The 20,450-nt window shown below is 67.9% G+C and carries 21 protein-coding genes; 3 read left to right on the forward strand and 18 right to left on the reverse strand.

Going from position 1 to position 20,450, the window contains the following annotated elements; genetic code table 11:
• The first annotated feature begins 138 nt into the window (after positions 1–138).
• Positions 139–978 carry an ACT domain-containing protein gene (locus AC5RWA_RS07780; protein ID WP_494057159.1) on the forward strand — a complete coding sequence of 280 codons (840 nt, stop codon included), beginning with the start codon at positions 139–141 and terminating at the stop codon, positions 976–978.
• Positions 979–1,037: 59 nt separating this feature from the next.
• Here AC5RWA_RS07780 and AC5RWA_RS07785 read toward each other — a convergent pair whose 3' ends face one another.
• The 18 genes from AC5RWA_RS07785 to AC5RWA_RS07870 form a co-directional block, all read right to left on the reverse strand.
• Complete coding sequence (locus tag AC5RWA_RS07785; RefSeq protein ID WP_115526100.1) at positions 1,038–1,958, reverse strand: diacylglycerol/lipid kinase family protein; 921 nt, start codon at positions 1,956–1,958, stop codon at positions 1,038–1,040.
• The gene (locus tag AC5RWA_RS07790) at positions 1,955–2,179 is read right to left on the reverse strand and encodes a hypothetical protein (RefSeq protein WP_494057160.1); all 225 of its coding nucleotides are present in this window, start codon (positions 2,177–2,179) and stop codon (positions 1,955–1,957) included. The genes AC5RWA_RS07785 and AC5RWA_RS07790 overlap by 4 nt, the downstream gene beginning before the upstream one ends.
• Before the next feature lie 48 nt (positions 2,180–2,227).
• Positions 2,228–3,601 carry an NAD(P)(+) transhydrogenase (Re/Si-specific) subunit beta gene (locus AC5RWA_RS07795; RefSeq protein ID WP_115526098.1) on the reverse strand — a complete coding sequence of 458 codons (1,374 nt, stop codon included), beginning with the start codon at positions 3,599–3,601 and terminating at the stop codon, positions 2,228–2,230.
• A complete protein-coding gene (locus AC5RWA_RS07800) occupies positions 3,598–3,912 on the reverse strand; it encodes an NAD(P) transhydrogenase subunit alpha part 2 (protein WP_494057161.1) in 315 nt (104 codons plus the stop codon). The genes AC5RWA_RS07795 and AC5RWA_RS07800 overlap by 4 nt, the downstream gene beginning before the upstream one ends.
• Positions 3,912–5,081, reverse strand: a complete 1,170-nt coding sequence (locus AC5RWA_RS07805; RefSeq protein WP_494057162.1) for a Re/Si-specific NAD(P)(+) transhydrogenase subunit alpha — start codon at positions 5,079–5,081, stop codon at positions 3,912–3,914. The genes AC5RWA_RS07800 and AC5RWA_RS07805 overlap by 1 nt, the downstream gene beginning before the upstream one ends.
• 174 nt (positions 5,082–5,255) lie before the next feature.
• Positions 5,256–5,588 (reverse strand): MmcQ/YjbR family DNA-binding protein, encoded by a 333-nt coding sequence (locus AC5RWA_RS07810; protein WP_494057163.1) that lies wholly within the window; start codon positions 5,586–5,588, stop codon positions 5,256–5,258.
• Positions 5,589–5,591: 3 nt separating this feature from the next.
• Positions 5,592–6,398 (reverse strand): IclR family transcriptional regulator domain-containing protein, encoded by an 807-nt coding sequence (locus AC5RWA_RS07815; RefSeq protein ID WP_494057164.1) that lies wholly within the window; start codon positions 6,396–6,398, stop codon positions 5,592–5,594.
• A 36-nt stretch (positions 6,399–6,434) separates the two neighbouring features.
• Positions 6,435–7,112: a 3-oxoacid CoA-transferase subunit B gene (locus AC5RWA_RS07820; RefSeq protein ID WP_115526094.1), complete on the reverse strand. Its 678-nt coding sequence runs from the start codon at positions 7,110–7,112 to the stop codon at positions 6,435–6,437.
• 1 nt (position 7,113) lies between these two features.
• Complete coding sequence (locus tag AC5RWA_RS07825) at positions 7,114–7,797, reverse strand: 3-oxoacid CoA-transferase subunit A (RefSeq protein ID WP_494057165.1); 684 nt, start codon at positions 7,795–7,797, stop codon at positions 7,114–7,116.
• Positions 7,798–7,800: 3 nt separating this feature from the next.
• Positions 7,801–9,018, reverse strand: coding sequence for a thiolase family protein (locus AC5RWA_RS07830; protein WP_494057166.1), 1,218 nt, complete (start codon positions 9,016–9,018; stop codon positions 7,801–7,803).
• An 84-nt stretch (positions 9,019–9,102) separates the two neighbouring features.
• On the reverse strand, positions 9,103–9,558 hold the full coding sequence (gene pcaC, locus AC5RWA_RS07835; protein ID WP_079598055.1) for a 4-carboxymuconolactone decarboxylase: 456 nt from the start codon (positions 9,556–9,558) through the stop codon (positions 9,103–9,105).
• Complete coding sequence (locus tag AC5RWA_RS07840; RefSeq protein WP_494057167.1) at positions 9,555–10,373, reverse strand: alpha/beta fold hydrolase; 819 nt, start codon at positions 10,371–10,373, stop codon at positions 9,555–9,557. Before AC5RWA_RS07840 ends, pcaC begins: the two co-directional genes overlap by 4 nt.
• Positions 10,366–11,829, reverse strand: a complete 1,464-nt coding sequence (locus AC5RWA_RS07845) for a lyase family protein (RefSeq protein ID WP_494057168.1) — start codon at positions 11,827–11,829, stop codon at positions 10,366–10,368. Before AC5RWA_RS07845 ends, AC5RWA_RS07840 begins: the two co-directional genes overlap by 8 nt.
• Positions 11,826–12,392: a protocatechuate 3,4-dioxygenase subunit alpha gene (gene pcaG, locus AC5RWA_RS07850; RefSeq protein ID WP_494057169.1), complete on the reverse strand. Its 567-nt coding sequence runs from the start codon at positions 12,390–12,392 to the stop codon at positions 11,826–11,828. The genes AC5RWA_RS07845 and pcaG overlap by 4 nt, the downstream gene beginning before the upstream one ends.
• A 4-nt stretch (positions 12,393–12,396) precedes the next feature.
• Positions 12,397–13,263: a protocatechuate 3,4-dioxygenase subunit beta gene (gene pcaH / locus AC5RWA_RS07855; RefSeq protein WP_079598059.1), complete on the reverse strand. Its 867-nt coding sequence runs from the start codon at positions 13,261–13,263 to the stop codon at positions 12,397–12,399.
• A gap of 55 nt (positions 13,264–13,318) precedes the next feature.
• A complete protein-coding gene (locus tag AC5RWA_RS07860) occupies positions 13,319–15,223 on the reverse strand; it encodes a bifunctional sugar phosphate isomerase/epimerase/4-hydroxyphenylpyruvate dioxygenase family protein (protein WP_494057170.1) in 1,905 nt (634 codons plus the stop codon).
• Entirely contained in the window at positions 15,223–16,104 is an 882-nt protein-coding gene (locus tag AC5RWA_RS07865; protein WP_494057171.1) for a shikimate dehydrogenase, read from the reverse strand. The genes AC5RWA_RS07860 and AC5RWA_RS07865 overlap by 1 nt, the downstream gene beginning before the upstream one ends.
• Before the next feature lie 128 nt (positions 16,105–16,232).
• A complete protein-coding gene (locus AC5RWA_RS07870) occupies positions 16,233–17,063 on the reverse strand; it encodes an IclR family transcriptional regulator (protein WP_494057172.1) in 831 nt (276 codons plus the stop codon).
• 226 nt (positions 17,064–17,289) lie between these two features.
• Between AC5RWA_RS07870 and AC5RWA_RS07875 the strand changes: the two genes are divergently transcribed.
• Positions 17,290–18,609 carry an MFS transporter gene (locus AC5RWA_RS07875; protein ID WP_079598062.1) on the forward strand — a complete coding sequence of 440 codons (1,320 nt, stop codon included), beginning with the start codon at positions 17,290–17,292 and terminating at the stop codon, positions 18,607–18,609.
• 281 nt (positions 18,610–18,890) lie between these two features.
• Positions 18,891–20,447: an ABC transporter substrate-binding protein gene (locus AC5RWA_RS07880; RefSeq protein WP_494057173.1), complete on the forward strand. Its 1,557-nt coding sequence runs from the start codon at positions 18,891–18,893 to the stop codon at positions 20,445–20,447.
• The last annotated feature ends 3 nt before the right edge of the window (positions 20,448–20,450 follow it).

Below are 20,450 nucleotides of genomic sequence, written 5' to 3' on the forward strand. Positions count from 1 at the left end.
GGTACCTGGTTGGACGGGCGGCCGCGCTGACGTTCCTTCACGATCTTACGGCGCCGGCTCCGGAAACTGCCCGCCGCGTTCCCTTGAATGGAATCAGGAGGCAACGCTGCCGAAACAGCACCCGGCGATGCTTATGCCATGACGCCACGCGCACAGCATTCCCCAGCCGCCGAACTGAGCTGTGAAGTCTGCGGCCTGATGCCCGAGCCTCCCAAAACCCGCCTGACCCTGGCCAACGTGGCCGTGATGCTGCCCATCGAACTCCTGGTGCACGCCCTGGTGGTGGACACCCAGCTCCCCTACGTGGCCAAAGTCCTCGTACTGGCCGTCACCGCCACTGTCCTGGTGATCTGGGTGGCGGAGCCGTCCGCTGCCCGGATCCTGCGCGGCTGGCTGCACGCCCCCGCACTCCGCCACCGCCGGAAGCTTGGTACGGCACCGGCTCTGTGGCGGGCACGGACAGTCCTGCGCGACGAGCCGGGGTCGCTGCAGAAAGTCACCAAGGCACTGGCCCGCCTGGACACCAACATCCTGAGCATCCACGTCCATCCGGTGCCGGGCGGGGTGCTGGACGAGTTTGTCCTTGCTGCTCCCGGCTCCGTCAGCGAGCGCGAGTTACTGGAGGCCCTGCACGAATCCGGCGGGACCCGGGCGCACGTCTGGCCCACCACGGCCCTGGCGATGGCCGACGGCCAGACCAGGGCGCTGAGCCTGGCCGCCCGGATTGCCGACGCCCCGGAGGAGCTTCCCCTGGCCGTGGCGGAACTGCTGCGGGCCCGGATCCTCAGCCCGGCAGAGGCCGTCCTGGAAAAGAACGACGCCGGCACACGCCTGAAGATCCCCACCGCCTGGCACGGGCCCATCATCTTCGTCCGGCCCGGCGAACCGTTCACGCCCGCGGAGTCCGCCCGCGCCCACCGGCTCGCAGAGCTCGCCGAGATCCTGGCGCACCGCCCGGCTGCCTCCCGTCCCAGCTAGGTAGCGCTAACTGCCGTTTTGAGGCTCCAAAACGGCAGTTCGCGCTACCCGGTTGGGTGCTACATCCGCAGGGTGAGGGCGGAGGGGACCATGGTCATCAGGACGTGCTTACCCTGTCCCTCATGGTCGCCGTCCAGCTGGTAGTCGTCGTTGTGCTCCAGGCTGATCTCTACTGACTTGCCCTGGAAGTACTCCACCGCGGTGTCCTTGCCCCGTCCCTTGCCGATGATGCCTGCAAGTACGGACAGCCAGCCCAGCCGGCCGTGGTGCGGCGCCAGGACCGCGATGTCCAGCAGCCCGTCATCCATTTTGGCGTCCGGGAAGATTTCCAGGCCGCCCTGGACCTTGCCGCAGTTGCCCACCATGACGCTGCGGACGCCCCGGCGCACCACGGTTTGGCCGTCGATCACCACGGTGGCCTTCACGGGTTTGCCGGGAAGGTTGCGGATACCCGCGTCAACGTAGGCGAGCCAGCCCACCTTGTCCTTGAGGTCCTCGTTGGTGTCCGCCATGATGGTGGCGTCGTACCCCACCCCGGCCATGACAAGGAACAGCTGCTCCTCGTCGGGGTCGCTGCGGCGGGCGCGGACCACGTCGATCTTCCGCTCCGTACCGATCAGCGCACCGGCCATGGCGCCGTCGTAATCCGTGACGTCCATGCCAAGATTGCGGGCCAGCAGGTTGCCGGTACCCAGCGGCAGCAGGCCCATCGGGACGTCGCCGCCGGCAAGGACCTCGGCGACGCACCGCACGGTCCCGTCGCCGCCCGCGGCGATGACGATGTCCGCTCCCGCGGCTAGGGCGTCCTTCGCCTGGCCGACGCCCGGGTCTTCCTTGGTGGTCTCGTACCAGAGCGTCTCGCCCCAGCCGTTTTCGACGCAGTGCTTGGCCACCAGGCCCCGCACGTCGATGTCCACCGGCTTGGCGGGGTTCACGATGATGGCGGCGCGCTGAAGCGTGTTGGAGCTGTGGGTGGTCATGGTGTCCTTCGGGCGTTGATCCGGGCGGAGCGGATGATGGTGAAGATCCCCAGGGCCTCAACCGCGGCGATGACAGCAATCATCCAGTACAAACCCTGTGCCGCCACCAGAACCATGCCGAGCAGGCTGGTGGCAATGCTCACGATGACCGGCAGCAGCCAGGCGGGCCGGGACGAACCGCCCGCGGGAGGCGCGTCGGAGGTGGTCTGGGGGTCGCTCATGCGGTACGGCTCCTTGGGCTGTTTCCGGTGAATCCTGTTCCTTGCAGGCTACAGCGCCTTGACCGCCCCCAGCACCTGGGCCAGCGAGTCCTTTGCGTCTCCGAATAGCAGCGACGTCTGGGGTTCGTACAGCAGGTCGTTTTCGATCCCGGCAAACCCCGGACGCATCGAACGTTTCAGGAACACCACCTGCCGGGCATCCGCCACCTCCAAAATAGGCATGCCGTAAATCGGCGAGCCGGAGGAGGTCTTCGCCGCCGGGTTCACAACATCATTGGCGCCCACCACCAGCGCCACGTCCGCGGTCTTGAACTCCGGGTTGATCTCACCCATCTCCTTGAGCGACTCGTAGGGCACGTTCGCCTCGGCCAGGAGCACGTTCATGTGCCCCGGCATCCTCCCTGCCACCGGGTGGATGGCAAAATCGACGTCGATGCCGCGGGCCTCCAGGGCCTGCGCCAGTTCCGCCGCGGTGTGCTGCCCCTGCGCCACGGCCAGGCCATACCCCGGGACAATGATCACGCGCTGCGCATAGCCCAGCAGCACGGCCACGTCCTCGGCGCTGGACGACCGGACAGGACGCTCGCTCACGGCGGTGGACCCCGCCGTCGAACCTCCCCGGAAGGCGCCGAAGAGGATGCCGGCAACGCTCCGGCCCATGGCCGCTGCCATGGCCCGGGTGAGGATGGTGCCCGAAGCGCCCACCAGGGTGCCGGCGACCACCAGGAGGACGTTGCCCAGCACCACGCCGGACGCGGCGACGGCCAGCCCGGTGAACGCGTTCAGGAGCGAGATGACGATGGGAACGTCGGCCCCGCCCACGGGCAGCACCAGCAGGACGCCGGCCGCCAGGCCCAGGAGCAGCAGCACCACCGCGAGCGCCGCCGAACCGGTCAGGATGACGCCGACGGCGGTGCCCACGGCGGCGAGCAGCACGGCGGCCATCACCACGGGGAGCCCGGGGAACACCACCGGGCGGGTGGTCATCAGTTCCTGCAGTTTGGCGAAGGTCACCGCGGAACCGGCAAAGGAGACGGCACCCACGAGGAGGGTGAACACGATGGCCAGCCGAACCCAGGGATCGGCCGTGTGGCTGAGTTCAAGAAGCGCCACCAAGGCAGCGGCCCCGCCGCCCACGCCGTTGAACGCGGCCACCAGCTGCGGCATCTGCGTCATTTTCACGCCCCGGGCCACGGGCGCCGCCACCACCGTACCCACGGCAATGGAACCGAGGATCCAGGGGATGTTGTCCAGGCGCATGGACAGGAACACCGTGATGACGCCGATCAGCGCGCCGAGAGCGCCGATAAGGTTTCCCCGCCGGGCTGTCCGCGGGGAACTCAGGCCCCGCAGCGCCAGGATGAAGAAGACCGCTGCGACGAGGTACAGCAGCGAGGTCCAGACGGGATCGAGGATGCTCACTTGCTGTCCGCCTTCGCCGCGGTCCGGGCAACCTCTTTCTTGGCGTGGAACATGTGGAGCATCCGGTCCGTGACCACGAACCCGCCCACCAGGTTGGCGGTGGCCAGCACCACCGCGAGGAGGGCCACGGCCAGGACCAGGGGATCGGCGGCCTGCCCGGCCACGATGATGGCCCCCACCAGGATGATGCCGTGGATCGCGTTGGCGCCGGACATCAGCGGTGTGTGCAAGGTGCTGGACACCTTGGACACCACCTCGAAGCCAACGAACACGGCCAGGACCGTAATGGTCAGCAGGCTCATCCCGTCCATCAGAGCACCCCTTCCTGCCCGGCCCGGGTTCTGGCGCCGAGGAGTTCCGCCGTGGGCAAGTGCCGGACAGCGCCGTCGTGGGTGAGGCAGGCCCCGGCCACCACCTCATCATCGAAGTCCGGGGTCACCACGCCCTCATGGATCATGAGTGCCAGGAGGTTGGCCACGTTCTTTGCGTAGAGGCGGGAAGCGTCCGAAGCCATCGCCGAAGCGGGGTCCTTCAGGCCCACCAGCGTGACGTGCCCGGCGCCGTCGGCGGTAGGGACGGCGATGTCCTGGCCTGGTACCACGCCCTCCACGTTGCCGCCTGACTCCGCGGCGAGGTCGACGACGACCGAACCGGGGCGCATGCCCTGCACCATCTCGCGGGTCACCAGGAGCGGGGCGCGCCTGCCGGGGACTGCCGCCGTCGTAATCAGCACGTCCGACTGTGCGACGTGCGGTGCCAGCAGCTGCCGCTGCCGGGTTCCGGCGTCGGAGCTGAGCTGGCGGGCGTACCCGCCCGCGGCCTCCGCTGTTTCGAGGTCCAGCCGGATGAAGGTGCCGCCCATGGAGGCCACCTCATCCGCGGAGGCGGGGCGGATGTCGTTGGCGAAGACGCGGGCGCCCAGGCGTTTGGCGGTGCCGATGGCCTGCAGGCCGGCCACGCCGGCACCGAGCACCAGGACGCGGGCCGGCGGAACGGTGCCGGCGGCGGTCATGTACAGGGGAAAGAACCGCGGCAGCCGGATGGCTGCTTCCAGGACGCAGCGGTAGCCGGCCACCAGGGCCTGCGAGCTGAGTGCGTCCATGGACTGGGCACGGGAGATGCGGGGCACGAGTTCGAGGGCGAACGCCGTTATGCCGGCCTCGGCGAGCGCCTCCACCGTGGGCAGTTCGGACGACGGCGATGCGAGCCCCACGGTCACCGCTCCCCGTTTCAGGGACTTGGCGGTGTCCGGGTCGAGCGGGCGGACGTGGGCCAGGGCGTCCAGCCGGGCGAGGTCCAGCCCAGGGACCACCTGCGCCCCGGCCTGCCGGTAGTCGTGGTCAGGATGTCCGGCGGCGGAACCCGCGCCTTCCTCCAGCAGGACTTCGGCGCCCAGGGCGGTCAGTTGCTTGACGGTTTCCGGCGTGGCTGCAACACGCCATTCACCGTCCCGGCGTTCCCGCGGAATGCCCAGTTTCACCCGCTGACTCCCCTCGCAGACAAGTGCGGCGGCGGCCTGCGAAGCCGGGCCCCGGAATGACTCCGGAGACGGGACCTTCGCGGAGCGGCGCTGCTGCACGTAGTTGGCTAGAGTCTATGGCCCGCACTGCTGCGGCGGGAGTGGGTCGGCCGGCTTGGATGGGAAACAGTTACATTAGGCGCTTCGCCGCTGATGCGGGCGGGACGGCCCGCCGCCAGCCAGCCGGTAGGAATCCTGGAGCAGTTCCCCGAGGAGCCGGGCGTCGATCCGGTCAAGCCGCACCAGCACTAATTGGGGTGAACGCTCGTGGTGGGGTGTCCAGAAGTAGGTGTCCGGCTCGGTCCCGGCCAGCGCCTCCCGCTCCTCCGTCTTGACCGTGAGGACACCGGGTTCCCAGATCCGGGCCATCAGGGTCCTCGCAAACCACGCGGGCTGGCCCCAGCTCAGCCGCTGGGTGACACCCGGCAGCGCCAGGGCGGCTTCCCGGACATCAACTTCCGTGACCACCCTTTACCCCCGGGCGCTGAGATCTGCGGAGACAAGTTTGGCCGTGGCCACGATCTCGCGGGCAATCGAGGCCAGGTAGGCATCCCTGTCCGGCTGAGCGGCGACGGACTGCGCCTGCAGGGAGACGTTGACGGCGGCCACTACCTTCGTGGGTCCGTCGTAGACCGGGGCCGCAACGGACATCAGCCCCAGTTCCAGCTCCTGGTCCAGCAGGCACCAGCCCTGGGCCCGGACCGTCTCCAGCTCTGCCAGCAGTTCCGGAACGGTTCCCAGGCCCCGCGGAGTCAGGGGTTTGATGTCAGCCGCATCCAGATAGGCGTCCAGTTCTGCCGGCGGAAGATGTGCGAGCAGGACCCTGCCCATCGAGGTGGCGTAGGCCGGGAAGCGGGTGCCCACGGTGATGCCGATGGTCATGATCCGGCGGGTGGTCACCCGGGCGATGTAGGCGATGTCGGTGCCGTCCAGCACGGCCGCGGAGGTGGATTCGCCGAGCTTCAGCGAGAGCTCCTCCAGGTGCGGCTGCGCGAGCTGGGGCAGCGAGAGCCCGGAGAGGTACGCGTAACCGAGCTGCAGGACCTTGGCGGTGAGCGCGAACGTCTTGCCGTCGGTCCGCACGTAGCCCAGCTCCACCAGGGTGTGCAGGAACCGCCGCGCCGTGGCCCGGGTCAGGTCAGTCCTGCCGGCCACTTCCGTCAGGGTCATCACGGGATGGTCGGTGTCGAACGCGCGGATCACGGCCAGCCCGCGCGCCAGCGACTGTACGTACTGGTCGCTGGCTTGCGGGGCGCCCGCTACTGCTGCTTCGGTCATGGTTACCAATCCTAGGGCCGCCGGGTTTCTACGGGCTCAACCAGCGGCTGGAGCGGCCTTGAGCGGGACGGGGACGAGTTCCTGGAGTTCCTCAAGAGTGCAGCCGAAGGTTTCGCGGACGCTGACGCCCTCGGGTCCGGTGAGGAACACTGCCTTGTCCGTGTAGACCCGGGTCACGCAGCCCACGCCGGTCAGGGGGTAGGTGCAGGACTCCACGATCTTGGACGCGCCCTCGCGGGTCAGCAAGGTCATCATGACGAACACATCCTTGGCCCCGGTCGCCAGGTCCATGGCACCGCCGACAGCGGGGATCGCGCCGGGCGCGCCGGTGTGCCAGTTCGCCAGGTCACCGGTGACGGAGACCTGGAACGCGCCCAGGACGCAGATGTCCAGGTGCCCGCCACGCATCATCGCGAAGGAGTCGGCGTGGTGGAAGTACGAGGCTCCGGGGAGTTCGGTGACGGGGATCTTGCCGGCGTTGATGAGGTCGCCGTCGATTTCGTCGCCCTGCGCTTCGGGTCCCATACCGAGCATCCCGTTCTCCGTGTGGAGGGTGATGTCCTGTTCAGCGGTGAGGTAGTTGGACACCAGGGTGGGCTGGCCGATCCCGAGGTTCACGAAGGAACCGGGGGCAATGTCGCGGGCCACCAGGCGGGCCAGGTCGTCGCGGCCCAACGGGGTGGCGGAGGTCTGGAGGGACGTTGCGATGCTCATGTCAGGCCGCCTTCTCGGTGGTGCCCGCCGGGATGCGGACAATAGTGTTGACGTAAATTCCCGGGGTGACGATGTTCTCCGGGTCCAGCGATCCGGTGGGGACGATCTCGGACACCTGCACGATGGTCTGCTTCGCCGCGGCGGCCATGATGGGGCCGAAATTCCGGGCTGTCTTGCGGTAGACCAGGTTGCCCTTGCCGTCGGCCTTGAGCGCTTTGATCAGGGCGACGTCGGCGTGGATGGGCGTTTCGAAGACCTGGCCGCGGCCGTCGATAATGCGGGTTTCCTTGCCCTCGGCCAGCATGGTGCCGTACCCGGTGGGGGTGAAGAACCCGCCGATGCCGGCCCCGGCGGCCCGGATCCGCTCGGCCAGGTTGCCCTGCGGCACCAGTTCCAGCTCGATTTCGCCGGCTTTGTACTTGGCGTCGAAGTGCCAGGAGTCGGACTGCCGCGGGAAGGAACAGATCATTTTCCGCACCCGGCCTTCCTTGATCAGCAGGGCCAGGCCCTGGTCGCCCTGGCCGGCGTTGTTGTTCACCACGGTCAGGTCCGTGGCGCCGCAGTCCATCAGCGCATCGATCAGTTCGAACGGCTGCCCGGCGTTGCCGAAACCGCCGATCATCACCGTGGAGCCGTCCTTGATGCCGGCCACGGCTTCGTTTACGGAGTCAACAAAAGTCAGCATTGCCTAGCCCTTCACGCCAGTAGTTACGTTTTCGAGCACCACGGCCAGGCCCTGCCCGACGCCGATGCAGATCGCCGCGACGCCCCAGCGCTCCCCGGAGGCCTGCAGGCTCCGGGCAAGGGTGCCCAGGATCCGGGTTCCGGACGCGCCGAGCGGGTGGCCCATGGCAATGGCGCCGCCGTGCCGGTTCACGATCGAGGGGTCGATGCCCCAGGCGTTAATGCAGGCCAGTGACTGCGCGGCGAACGCTTCGTTAAGTTCGACGGCGCCCACCTGGTCCCAGCCGATGCCCGCCTTGACGAGGGCCTTGTTCGCCGCCTCCACCGGGGCGAACCCGAAGTACTGCGGATCGTTGCCGTGTGCGCCGCGCCCGGCGATGCGGGCCAAAGGCTCCAGCCCCAGCAGCCCGGCGGCACTTTCACTGCCCACCCAGGCCGCGGAGGCGCCGTCGGACAGCGGGGAGGCGTTGCCGGCCGTGACCGTACCGCCCACCTCTGCGCCCTCGGGCTCTGAACGGAACACCGTCTTCAGGGCCGCCAGCTTCTCGGCGGTGGAACCGGGGCGGATGCCCTCGTCCCGCACCAGGTCCGTGCCCGGCACCGGGGCCACCAGGTTGTCGTAGAAACCCTCGTCCCACGCGGCGGCGGACAGGTTGTGCGAGTCCGCGGCGAACTCATCCTGCGCCTGCCGGGTCACCCCGTACTTTTCACGGAGTCTTTCGGTGGCCTCGCCCAGGGAGATGGTCCACTCCTTGGGCATCGCCTTGTTCACCAGGCGCCAGCCCAGGGTGGTGGAAGCCAGCGTCATGTCCCCGGCCGGGTAGGGCTTCTCCGTCTTCGGCAGCACCCACGGCGCACGGGACATCGACTCCGCCCCGCCCACCAGCACCAGGTCCGCGTCGCCGGCGTTGATCTGGCGCGAGGCGATGATCGCGGCATCCAGGGACGAGCCGCAGAGCCGGTTCACCGTGGTGCCCGGGATCGAAACGGGCAGCCCGGCCAGCAAAGTGCCCATCCGGGCGATGTTCCGGTTCTCCTCGCCGGCGCCGTTGGCGTTGCCAAAGACCACCTCATCGATCCGCTCCGGATCCAGTCCCGGAGCCCGCTTCACGGACTCCCGGATCACATGGGCTGCAAGGTCGTCCGGGCGGACGGCGGCAAGGCCGGACCCGAACTTGCCGAAAGGGGTGCGCACGGCGTCGTACACAAAAGCCTGGTTCATGACTGTTCCTCTGATTCTGTCCGGTTCCCCAACTAGGTCGCAGTAAGTGTCGTTATGAGGGATCAAAACGACACTTAGTGCTACCTAGTTGGGTGGGGTGTGGGTGTCTGTGGCCGCGGGTGCGGTGTCCATGTCTCGGAACACCTGCTGGGCCGTTTTGAAGGCGGTGTTGGCGGAGGGGACCCCGCAGTAAATGGCAGTCTGGAGCAGGATTTCCTTGATCTCATCCCGGCTCAGGCCGTTGGTGAGGGCCGCGCGGATGTGCATGGCGAGTTCTTCCCAGTGGCCGTGGGCCACCATGGCCGTGATGGTGACGGCGGACCGCATCTGCCGGGAAAGTCCGGGCCGGGTCCAGATGCCGCCCCACGCGATCCGGGTGATCATGTCCTGGAAATCGTCGGTGAATTCGTCCTTGTTGGCGTTGGCGCGGTCCACGTGCGCATCGCCCAGGACTTCGCGGCGGACCACCATGCCGCCGTCGTAGATCTCCTGGCCGGTGGCATCCGGCTGGACAACACCATGCCGCTCCATGCCGCTCATTTCGCTGCCGCCCGGGACTCGGTCCAGGAGATGAGGTTGCGGAGCAGGTCGGCCACGTGCCCGGGGGCCTCGAACGGGGCCAGGTGGGCCACGCCGCTCAGGGTCGCGGCGTTGGCGGTGCCCCCGCCGGCGGTGATGCCCGCGGCAATTTCCTCCGCGAACGACGGCGGCGCAACAGTATCTTCCGCACCGGCCAGGGCCTGCGTGGGGACGCGGATGCTGCCGAGGTCTGCGCGGACATCAAAGGCGGCCAGGGCTTCGCAGCAGAACGCGTAGCTGAAGCGGTCGGCGTCGCGCAGGGCGTGCAGGAGGCGGCTGCTCCGGGCCGGTTCGCGGTCCATGAACCCCTTCGCGAACCAGCGCTCGGCCGAGCCCTGGATCATCACGGGGGTACCCTGGGTGCGGACCGTTTCGGCGCGTTCCAGCCAGCCTTCGGGAGTGCCGAGCTTGGCTCCGGAGCACTGCACGGAGAGGCTCTTGAGACGCTCGCCGTGCTTGATGCCGAGCTGCAGCCCGGTGGCACCGCCCAGGGAAACCCCGGCGTAGTGGAAGGCGGCGCCGGGGGCGATGGAGTCCACGAGGTCCACCACAGCGTCCGCGAGGTCGGCTACGGTGAAGGTTTCGGTTGCGGCCGGCGAGACGCCGTGGCCGGGAAGGTCCCAGGCCACCACGTCGTAATCGGTACCGAGCAGGGTGGCCGCCTCGGTCCACAGGAGGGTGGAGGTGCCGAGGGATGGTCCCGCGACCAGCAGCGGCCTGTCGCCCAGCGCGCGTTGCGGGGACAGCAGCACTGCCTTCAGGGTGGGTTTAGCCACGGTTGGCTCCGTTCGGGGTAGCGGTTGCAAAATCGGCGTAGGCGGCCAGGATGCGGCGTGAGATCCCGCCGGCCTCGCCCAGGTAGCTGGCGGGATCCAGGAGTTCGTCCAGCCGGAGGTCGGGAAGCAGCCCGGCGGGCACGGCCTCGCGGAGCAGTTTGCGGTAGGTGGCGCCCTGTTCCGCCGAGGGTGCCTGGAGGGTCCGGTCCACCACGTCCTGGAGCTGCTGCTTGCCGGTGCGGCCGTCCTTCTCCTCGAGCAGGGGTGAGACCGCGCTGACGCCCTCGGCCAGCAGCAGCGGACCGGCGAGGTCCAGATTGCGGCGCATGGCTTCCGGGAAGACCTGCAGCCCTTCGGTGAGCTCCCGGAGGTGGCCGGCAGCGCCGAGGGTGAGGGCGAGGAGCTGCCGGAGTGCGGGCCATTCGGTGTGCCACGCACCGTCGGGGCGTTCGTCGTTGAAGTTTGCGGCGGCGAGGTGCAGCTGTGCCACCAGCTGCGGTCCCTGCAGCGCCGCGCTGCGAACCAGCACGGACAGCACGGGGTTCTGCTTCTGCGGCATGGCGGAGGAGACGCCGCGGCCCGCAGCCCGCGGCTCGGCCAGCTCGGCCACCTCCGGCCTGCTCAGGAACAGCACGTCCGCCGCGATCTTGCCGAAGGCGTCCAGCACCGACGCCAGGGCATGTCCCAGTGAGGTGACGGCCAGCCGGTTGGTGTGCCACGGCGCGGGAGCGGCGGCGAGGCCCAGCTGGGAGGCAAGCGATTCGGCGAGGGTGAACGGTGTGGCGGGGGAATCGGCGGTCAGGACGGTGCCGGCGGCCAGCGTTCCCGCCGCGCCGCCGAACTGGACCGGAAGCTCCAGGTTTTCCAGCTGGCGGCCGGCCGCAGCCACGCCCTGGAACCATTGGGCGGCCCGGAGCCCGAACGTGAACGGCAGCGAGTGCTGCGTCAGGCTCCTGCCCACGCACAGCGTATCCGCATGCTGTTCCGCCAGGGCGGCGAGCGCCGCCGTCGTCCGCTTCACGTCGGCGAGCACCGCCCCCACAGTGGTGTGGGCCATCAGCATCAGCGCGGTGTCCAGCACGTCCTGGCTGGTGAGCGAGGTGTGCACAGCCTTCCCCGCACCGATGCCCTCCGTGTCCAGCGCCGTTACGTGCTTGCGGAGGTCGGACAGCAGGGGAATCACGGGGTTCCCGCCGCCCTGGGCGCGGAGCGCCACATCGGCCAGGTCGTAGCGTCCCGCCTCAGCAGCGGAGGCCACGACGGCGGCGGATCCGGCGGGCGCCAGTCCCGCCTTTTCCAACACCGCAGCCCAGCCGGACTCGACGGCGAGAATCGCCGCCAGCACCGCACGGTCCTCGGTCAGCGCAGCCACCAGGGGCGACGCCGAGACAGGGCTCAGGAGTCCGGCGTCGCCACCGGCACCGCTTCCGAAGCTGGCAGGGACGCCGCTGGTCACTGGAAGTCCAGGAAGACTGTTTCGCCCTCACCCTGGAGGCGGATGTCAAAGGTCAGTCCGCCGTCGGGATCCCGCCGGGCGATCAGGGTCTTCCGGCGCTCCGGCTCAAGCGAGGCCAGCAGCGGGTCCTTGGCCAGGGCCTCCTGGTCCTCCGGCAGGTAGATGCGGGTGAAGAGCCGGTTGGTGAGGCCGCGGGCAAAGATGGCCACCGAGATGAACGGCGCGGCGCCCGGCGAAGTGGGGCCGGGATTGACCGTGGTGAACGTGTAGACGCCGGAGTAACCTACGGCGCCGCGGCCCCAGCCCGTGAAGGTGTAGCCGTCGCGGACCAGCGAACCGGTCTTCTGGACGATGTTGCCCTGGGCGTCGGGCTGCCAGATCTCCAGGATTGCATCCGGCACTGTCTCCCCGGCGCCGTCGTACACGGTGCCCTGCAGGCGGATGGAGCCGGGCGAGCCGGGGGCGAGGAGTTCGTTGTCCTTTTCGAACGGCAGGGCGTACCCGTAAAACGGGCCCACGGTCTGGCCGGGCGTGGGGACAAGCTGCGTGGTCTGGTTGCTCATGTTCCTATTCCTCGTCACCCTCTGCGCCCAGCGCTTCGTTCTCGGTCCAGGTCCGCTTGGGCCCGGTCAGGACGATGTCCCAGTTGTAGCCCAGCGCCCATTCGGGTTCGGTGAGGCTGTGGTCATAGTTGGCCACCAGCCGGTCGCGGGCGTCCTGGTCCACGATGGTCTGGTAGATGGGGTCCAGCGGGAACAGCTGGTCCCCGGGGAAGTACATCTGGGTGATGATGCGCTGGGTGAACTCGGTGCCGAACAGCGAGAAGTGGATGTGCGCGGGACGCCAGGCGTTCAGGTGGTTCTTCCACGGGTAGGCGCCGGGCTTGATGGTGGTGAACCGGTAGGAGCCGTCCGGGCCGGTGATGCAGCGCCCGATGCCGGTGAAGTTGGGGTCGATCGGCGCGGGGTGCTGGTCGCGTTTGTGGATGTAGCGGCCGGAGGCGTTGGCCTGCCAGATCTCCACCAGCTGCCCGGCTACCGGGCGGCCGTCGCCGTCCAGGACCTTGCCGGCGACGATGATCCGCTCGCCCTGGGGTTCGCCGTTGTGCTGGATGGTGAGGTCCGATTCCAGCGCGTGCACGTCCTGGTGCCCGAAGGCCGGCGAGTACAGCTCGATGGTTTCCGGGTCCGCGTGGTGCAGGCTCTTGGTGGGGTGGCGCAGGATGCTGCTGCGGTACGGCGGGTAGTCCAGGCGGGGCTGGGTCTCGGCCGGGGCACCGTCTTTGAGTGCCCGCTTGTAGGCGTCGGCCAGGCCGTTGATCTCGTCGCTGAGGTCCTGCTGTGTTTCCACGGCGCGGTCCAGCTGCGCGTGTCCTGCCTTGGGTTCGGCAGCCGGTACAAGCTCGTCCGTCTGCGCGGTTGTTTCGTGCGGCATGGCTGGCTCCTTTCTGGTGTTCTGTCTCGTTGGGGAAGGTGTGCGGGTCTGGTGGTCAGTGCCGCTGGAGGGACGCGTGCTGGCGGTGGTCGTACTGGACGGCATGCCGGACCGGGGCGTTGGGGGCCCCGTACCCGTCGTAGTTGCCGCGGCGTTCCACCATCTCGAAGAACACGCTGCCCACGGTGGCGGTGTAGAAGTGCAGGAATTCCCCGCTGGCATCGCGGTCGTACAGGAGGTTGAGTTCCTGCAGGGTGGCCAGGAACCCGGGTTCCAGGTCGAACCGGGCATCGAGGTCCTCGTAATAGTTGGCCGGGATCTGCAGGAACTCCAGGCCCCGCTCCCGGGCGGCCCGGGCGGTGGCCACGAGGTTGTCCACGGCGAAGGCGATGTGTTCCTGGTAGGTTTTCCGGACTTCGCTCTGCGCCTGCTGCGCCGGTGCCAGGTTCAGCACCAGCCGCACGGCGCCGTCGGTGGTCTGCATGACCTGTGAGCGGACCAGCCCGCTGGGGCTGGGAACCTCGGCGAAGGGCTGCGGCTCCAGGGCCAGGGCGCTGGTGTAGAAGAGCACGGCTTCGTCAAAGTGCTGCCACGGCTGCGCCAGGTTGACGTGGTCGATGACGGCGCCGGCTCCGCTCGAGGAGCGCTCCAGACCCTCGCCGAGCTCACCGGCCTGCCCGAATTCCGCAGTCCAGGCGGCGGTGCCGTCCGGGCTGCCCTGGCACAGGAAGATTTCGGTGGAGTCCGGGGCCGAGATGCCCTGGAACACTTCCTCGTCGGCCTGGACCTTGCGGGCCACCACCGGCGCCTTGAGCTGCTGGGCCCGGGCGGAGGCAATGACCGGCGAATCGACGTCGAAGCCCAGCGCGGCGATGGCGGGTTCGGTATGCGAGGCCGCCTGCTCGTTGATGATCACGCGGGCCTGGCCCATGGTCCAGAGCTGGACGTCCTTGGTGCGGTGCCGGCCCTCGAATGCGAAGCCGAGCTGGCCCAGGAGCTTTTCGAGCTGCGCGGTATCGTCCGCCTTCACCTCGGCGAAGTTGAAGCCGGCCGGTTCGTTCACCTTGGGCAGGGTGGCCAGCTCCATGGGATACCGACGGCGGATGGCGGCACTGCCGCCCCCTTCGGCTTCCGCCGCGGCGGCGAGCCATTTGGCGCTTTGTTCCTCCAGCCAGATCAGCGAGCGCATGGCGTCCACGGCGGTACGTTCGACATCGGACTGGCGGAAGACGTCGTTGAAGACCTCCAGGGAGACCGGGCCGGTGTAGCCGGCGCGGACCACGTGGCCCATGAATTTGGCGAGCTCGAACTGGCCCTCGCCCGGAAACACGCGGTAGTGGCGGCTCCAGGAGAGCACGTCCATGGTGAGTTTCGGGGCATCTGCCACCTGGACGAAGAAGATCTTGTCCGCGTTGATGTCCTCGATGGGCGCCGTGTCCCAGTCGCGGGACAGGATGTGGAAGGAGTCCAGGCAGGTCCCAAGGTTGGGATGGTCCACCATCTCTACCAGGCGGTAGGCGTGCTCGTAGTCGTTGACGTACTTGCCCCAGGCCAATGCTTCGTAGGCCACCTTGATACCGTGGTCGCCGGCCAGCCCGGCAAGCTGCGCCAACTGTGAGGCCCTGAGTCCGTCGTCGTCAATGGTTGCCGTGGCAACGTTGGAGCAGACCAGGATGGTGTCCATGCCAAGGCGGGACATCAGCCCGAATTTTGCCTCGGCCCGCCGGAGGTTGGCCTTGAGCAGGTCCGGGGTGACGCCGTCGAAATCGCGGAACGGCTGGTAGAGGTCAAGCCCCAGGCCCAGGTCCGCCGCCATCTTCCGGACGTCCTCGGGACCCAGGGTGGAGGTGACCAGGTCCTGCTCAAAGATCTCGATGCCGTCGAACCCGGCAATGGCGCAGGCCTGCATCTTTTCCTTCAGCGTGCCGGAGAGGCAGACGGTGGCGATTCCGGTGCGCATCAGGCTGCCACCTCCTCGGCGGCCACGAGTTCCAGGAAATGCGAGCGCATGCGTTCCGGATCCGGTTCCAGTCCGGTGAAGATGCGGAAGGCGTCGGCGGCCTGGCCTACTGCCATGCGGCCGCCGTCCAGGACGTCGCAGCCTTTGGCCCGGGCACCCCGGACCAGTTCGGTGTCGATGGGTCGGTAGACGATATCCGCCACCCAGTGTCGAAACTCGAGCAGGTCCAGGTCCAGCGGGAGCCCGGGGTGGGCGGCCATGCCCACGGGGGTGCAGTGGACCAGGCCGTCGGCAAGTGGCATCAGTTGCGGCAGCTCCGCCCTCGTGTGTGCCGTCACGATGGCGTCCGGGAAGAAACCGGCCAGTTCGGCGGCACGCTCGGCGGCGCGCTCAGGAGCCACGTCCACCAGGTCGAGTGCCTTGACGCCGGCGGAGAGCAGGGCGTAGGCGACAGCTGAACCGGCACCGCCGGCACCGAGCTGGACCACGCGGTCCAGCTTCGCGCCGGGCAGGCCGGAGGCGAGGGCGGCACCGAAGCCGGAGAAGTCAGTGTTGTGGCCGATGAAGCGGCCGTCCTCGATCACCACGGTGTTGACGGCGCCAAGTTTCAGGGCGTCCGGGGAGATGACATCCAGGTACTGCAGGACCAGCTGCTTGCAGGGGTGTGTGATGTTCAGTCCGTTGAAGCCGAGGGTGCGGGCGTTCTGGAGCAGCTGGCCGACGGATTCGCCCGGCAGGCCCAGTTCCAGAAGGTCAATGGGGCGGTAAAGGTAGCGCAGGCCCTGCACATCACCTTCGCGTTCGTGCATGTAGGGGGTGAGTGACGGCGTCACGCCATCGCCGACCAGTCCCACGAGGTAGGACTCAGTTCGATTACTCATCCGTGCAGCTCCTTTGGTAACGGCACCGGAAGCGGACGTCCGCGTGTGGCGGAAGGTGCGGTTCCGGTGTTGGAAATAACAGTACAACAGTTGTTCATCTATCGCACTAGCGTTCGTAATGCGAACAACTAGCGCTGCGGCAGCCGTGCGGCCAGCTCCGCGGCAGCGTCCTGCAGCAGCGGCACGTGCGCTTCCAGTGCCTCCAGGCTCAGGCGGAAGACCGGAACCGCAGTGGCCAGGGAGGCAAAGGCGTGGCCCTGGCCGTTCAGCAGGGGCACGGCAACGGCGCGCATGCCGGCCTCGTTCTCCTCGTCCATCACCGCGTAGCCCCGGCGGCGCGTGCGTTCAATCTCGTCGCGGAACAGCTGCCTGTCGGTGATGGATTTGTCGGTCAGTGCCTCGAGCGGCAGCTCCGCCAGCAGCCGCTCGCGCTCCGCATCCTCCGCGAAGGCCACCAAGGCCTTGCCCACCGCGGTGGTGGAGAGGGAGCCCAGGTGCCCGGGGTCGGAGGTGACGCGGAAGATCTGCGGGCCGTCCACCTTGTTGACGGTGAGGTGGTGGTTCCCGTCGCGGACGCTCAGAATGGTCGCCTCGCCCGTCTGCTCGGTCACGCGCCGCAGCACAGGCATGGCCGTGCCGGCAAAGCCGTGGTGGTTTGAAACCCGCTGGCCCAGCTGGAAGATCCGCAGCCCAAGATGGTAGCGGCGGCCATCGGGTTCATAATCCACGAACCCGTCCCGGGCCAGCGAGCCAAGGAGCCGGTAGGTGGTGCTGAAAGGCAGCTCCGCGCGGCGTGAGATCTCCGCCGCGCTGGCGCCCCGGGGCTCATCCCCCAGGAGGACCAGGAGGCTCAGCGCCTTGCCCACCATGTCAGTACGGTCGGCCTTTTTCGCTGCCGCCCCGGACTCGCCGGCTTCAGCGGGAACATCATCGGCCACTGTGGTTTGGTTCACACTCATAACTCGATGTTGCCACAATGTGAGAGCTATTTCTAGATCGTGATTATTTTCTTGACAGGTGACAGTCCTCACAGCCATCATTGCTGTATCGCACAAGCAGCTCTCACCATGCGGCTACTTGTCCCGGATCTACTGTTCGATCCAGCGCATAGCGCCCCCCGCCCGCACCCAGGCGGCTGCCGCCAAGTTTTAAATTCGCGACAATGTCGTCACACAAAGGAACTCCATGAGCCAGACACTTCCGTCCGCCGGAGCGGGCACCGCCACCCATGGCGGGACGCCCAAGAAGGCGGCCCTCGCCAGCTTCCTGGGCAGTGCCGTCGAATACTACGACTTCTTCATCTTCGGCTCCGCAGCCGCGCTGATCTTCCCCACCGTCTTCTTCCCGGACGCTGATGCCAACGCCGCCATCATGTCCTTTGCAACCTTTGGTTTCGCGTACGTGGCGCGCCCTGTGGGCGCCGTGATCCTGGGCCACTTCGGCGACCGGGTGGGCCGGCGGAAAGTCCTGATGTTCACCCTGCTGCTCATGGGTGCCTCCACGTTCCTCATCGGCTGCCTGCCCGACTTCAACACCGTGGGCTGGTGGGCTCCGGCACTGCTGGTGCTGGCGCGGCTCTGCCAGGGCCTTTCCGCCGCCGGCGAGCAGGCCGGCGCGTCCTCCATGACCCTTGAGCACGCCCCGGACAACCGCCGCTCCTTCTTCACCTCCTGGACCCTCACCGGCACCCAGGGCGGCCAGATCCTCGCAGCCCTGGTCTTCATCCCCGTCCTCGCCCTCCCGGACGAGATCAAGTACGGCATCGGCTGGCGCATCCCGTTCTGGCTCAGCGCCGTCGTGGTGGTTGTTGCCTTCTTCATCCGCCGCACCCTGCACGAGCCCCCCGCGTTCGAGGAAGCCCAGAAGTCCGCCCAGATCTCCAAGCTCCCCGTGGCCGACCTCCTCAAGGCCCACTGGCGCGACGTCCTGCGCGTTATCTGCTGTGCCTTCATCGCCGCCGTTTCCACCGTGTTCGGCACCCTCGCCATCAGCTACGCCAAGACCGTTGCCGGCGTTGACGGCACCACCACCCTCTGGCTCGTGGTGGGCGCCAACCTCGTGGCCCTGGGCACCCAGCCACTGTTCGGCATGCTGGCGGACAAGATCGGACGCAAGCCGGTGTTCATCTACGGCGCGCTCTCCAGCGCCGCCCTCACCCCGCTATTCCTGCTCAGCCTCGAATCCGGCAGCGTCCCCCTGATGTTCCTCGCCGCCATCGGCTTCTTCTCCTGCGGTTACGCCGCCTCCAACGCCGTCTGGCCGTCCTTCTACGCCGAGATGTTCAGCACCAAGGTCCGCTTCTCCGGCCTGGCCATCGGCACCCAGCTGGGCTTCCTGATGGCGGGCTTCGCACCGGCCATCGTTGCAGCCATGGGCGGCATCAAGCCCGGCGGCTGGGTCCAGATCAGCGTCTTCACCGCCGTCATCTGCTCCATCGCGGCCATCTCGGCCCTCACTGCCAAGGAAACCTTCAAGGTCCCCACCCAGCAGCTCGGCCTGAAGTAGGCCGCGGGCGCGTACCTTCCCGCCCGGTTGCTTTCCGAAAGCCCGCCGTTCCGCCTGCACTGGCCCAGGAACGGCGGGCTTTCGCATGTCCGGGCCACCGGCCGGGTGGGTACCAACCGGGCAGGAAGGTACGACGACGGGTGGCAGGCGGAGCCGCGGCCTCACCTTCCCGCCGCTGAACAGGTACTTCATCAATTCTCGAATTAGAGGCAGGGAAGGCTACCCTAAGTAGTCCCCTCTTTTTCCTGCCCTCCCCCGGGCAGCCCTGCTAGGCGGTTTCTGTGCGTTCCTTCCTTCGTCCCCGCGTCCTCGTGGCAGCCCTGGCCACCCTTACGCTGGCCGGCTGCGGCTTCAGCGGCAACCAGGCCCAGCCTGCGCAGAGCACTGCAGCCGCGGACACCAGCCAGCGGATTGTGGTGGACAACTTCCGGGCACCGGTAGCCAACTGGGCCGTCGAATCCGACGCCGCCTACATCCTTTCCCTCTCCGGCTGCCTCGAAACCCTTACCAAATACGACCAGGCCGAGGGCAAAGTAGCTCCCTTCCTGGCCACAGAATGGAAGCAGAGCTCCCCGCTGGACTGGGACTTCAGCATCCGGCAGGACGTTTCCTTCCAGGACGGCACCGCACTCACAGCGGAGTCCGTAGTGGCCGCACTGAACCACGTCCTGGACGCCAAGGTGCCCGCCCGCGCCTTCAACCGCACCATGATCAGCAGCGTCACCGCGCTGGACGCCACCACCGTCCGGGTGAGCACCCCCGCCGAGAACCCCCTGGTCCCGTACCGCCTGGCCAGCGTCAACACCGGCATCCTGGCCCCCGCTGCCTACAAGGACGCCGAAGTGAACCCGTTCGGCCACTGCACCGGCCCCTTCACCCCGGTGTCGGAAAAGGCCAAGCAGTCGCTGACGCTGGACCGCAATGAAAACTACTGGGGCGGCGACGTCCAGCTGGCCGGCGCAGAAATCAGGTTCATCACCAACGGTGCCACCCGCGCCGCGCAGGTGCAGACGGGTGAAGCGGACATCTCCCTGTCCATTCCCGTGGCCAGCCTCGCCGCCCTGAAGAGCGCTCCGGGCGTCACCGTGCTGGGTGCCGATTCGCCGCGCACCGCCACGCTGTACATGAACAACGGCCGCGCACCGCTGGACAACGTCGACGTCCGCAAGGCGATCCGGGACTCCCTGGACCTGGATGCCCTGGCTGCAAGCGTCTACGAAGGCGCTGCCCTTCCCGCCACCGGTCCGTTCGCGCCGTCCGAGCCCTGGGCCGGCGAAGGCCAGGAGAAGCACAAGCAGGATCTCGACGAAGCCCGCAAGCTGCTGGCGTCCGCCGGCTACACCGCGGATCGTCCATTGGAAATCATCGCCATCGTGGAGCGCGCGGAATTCGCCGACGTTGCCGCGGTCATCCAGGAGAACCTGAAGAACATTGGCATCCCGTTGTCCATCCAGGCCAAGGAATACGCCTCGGCGGAACCGGACGTCATGGCCGGCAACTACGACATGCTTCTTAGCCAGCGGAACCGGCTGATCGACATCGCGGACCCCATCGGTTTCCTCACCGCGGACTACACCTGCAAGGGCACCTACAACCTGAGCCACTTCTGCGATGCGGAGTACGACAGGATCATCGCCGAAGCTGCCACAACCATTGATGCCAACGAACGCTACAAGCTGTACGCAGAAGCAGGCCGGATCCTCAAGGACAAGGCGGTCAACGCCTGGCTCGTGAACGAACAGGCCACCGACGCGGTCCGCACCAACGTCCTCTCCTACGTCCAGGACCCGCTGTCCCGCTACGTCCTGACGGCGAACACGGCAAAGTCCGCCTCCTAGTCC

Source organism: Arthrobacter sp. 210 2, assembly GCF_059093025.1.

Bases quoted from the DNA above. Each gene is read 5' to 3' on its own strand.
- AC5RWA_RS07780 (WP_494057159.1), top strand. From the start codon at position 139: ATGACGCCACGCGCACAGCATTCCCCAGCCGCCGAACTGAGCTGTGAA.
- AC5RWA_RS07785 (WP_115526100.1), bottom strand. From the start codon at position 1,958: ATGACCACCCACAGCTCCAACACGCTTCAGCGCGCCGCCATCATCGTG.
- AC5RWA_RS07790 (WP_494057160.1), bottom strand. From the start codon at position 2,179: ATGAGCGACCCCCAGACCACCTCCGACGCGCCTCCCGCGGGCGGTTCG.
- AC5RWA_RS07800 (WP_494057161.1), bottom strand. From the start codon at position 3,912: ATGGACGGGATGAGCCTGCTGACCATTACGGTCCTGGCCGTGTTCGTT.
- AC5RWA_RS07815 (WP_494057164.1), bottom strand. From the start codon at position 6,398: ATGACCGAAGCAGCAGTAGCGGGCGCCCCGCAAGCCAGCGACCAGTAC.
- AC5RWA_RS07820 (WP_115526094.1), bottom strand. From the start codon at position 7,112: ATGAGCATCGCAACGTCCCTCCAGACCTCCGCCACCCCGTTGGGCCGC.
- AC5RWA_RS07825 (WP_494057165.1), bottom strand. From the start codon at position 7,797: ATGCTGACTTTTGTTGACTCCGTAAACGAAGCCGTGGCCGGCATCAAG.
- AC5RWA_RS07830 (WP_494057166.1), bottom strand. From the start codon at position 9,018: ATGAACCAGGCTTTTGTGTACGACGCCGTGCGCACCCCTTTCGGCAAG.
- pcaC (WP_079598055.1), bottom strand. From the start codon at position 9,558: ATGAGCGGCATGGAGCGGCATGGTGTTGTCCAGCCGGATGCCACCGGC.
- pcaG (WP_494057169.1), bottom strand. From the start codon at position 12,392: ATGAGCAACCAGACCACGCAGCTTGTCCCCACGCCCGGCCAGACCGTG.
- pcaH (WP_079598059.1), bottom strand. From the start codon at position 13,263: ATGCCGCACGAAACAACCGCGCAGACGGACGAGCTTGTACCGGCTGCC.
- AC5RWA_RS07860 (WP_494057170.1), bottom strand. From the start codon at position 15,223: ATGCGCACCGGAATCGCCACCGTCTGCCTCTCCGGCACGCTGAAGGAA.
- AC5RWA_RS07865 (WP_494057171.1), bottom strand. From the start codon at position 16,104: ATGAGTAATCGAACTGAGTCCTACCTCGTGGGACTGGTCGGCGATGGC.
- AC5RWA_RS07870 (WP_494057172.1), bottom strand. From the start codon at position 17,063: ATGAGTGTGAACCAAACCACAGTGGCCGATGATGTTCCCGCTGAAGCC.
- AC5RWA_RS07875 (WP_079598062.1), top strand. From the start codon at position 17,290: ATGAGCCAGACACTTCCGTCCGCCGGAGCGGGCACCGCCACCCATGGC.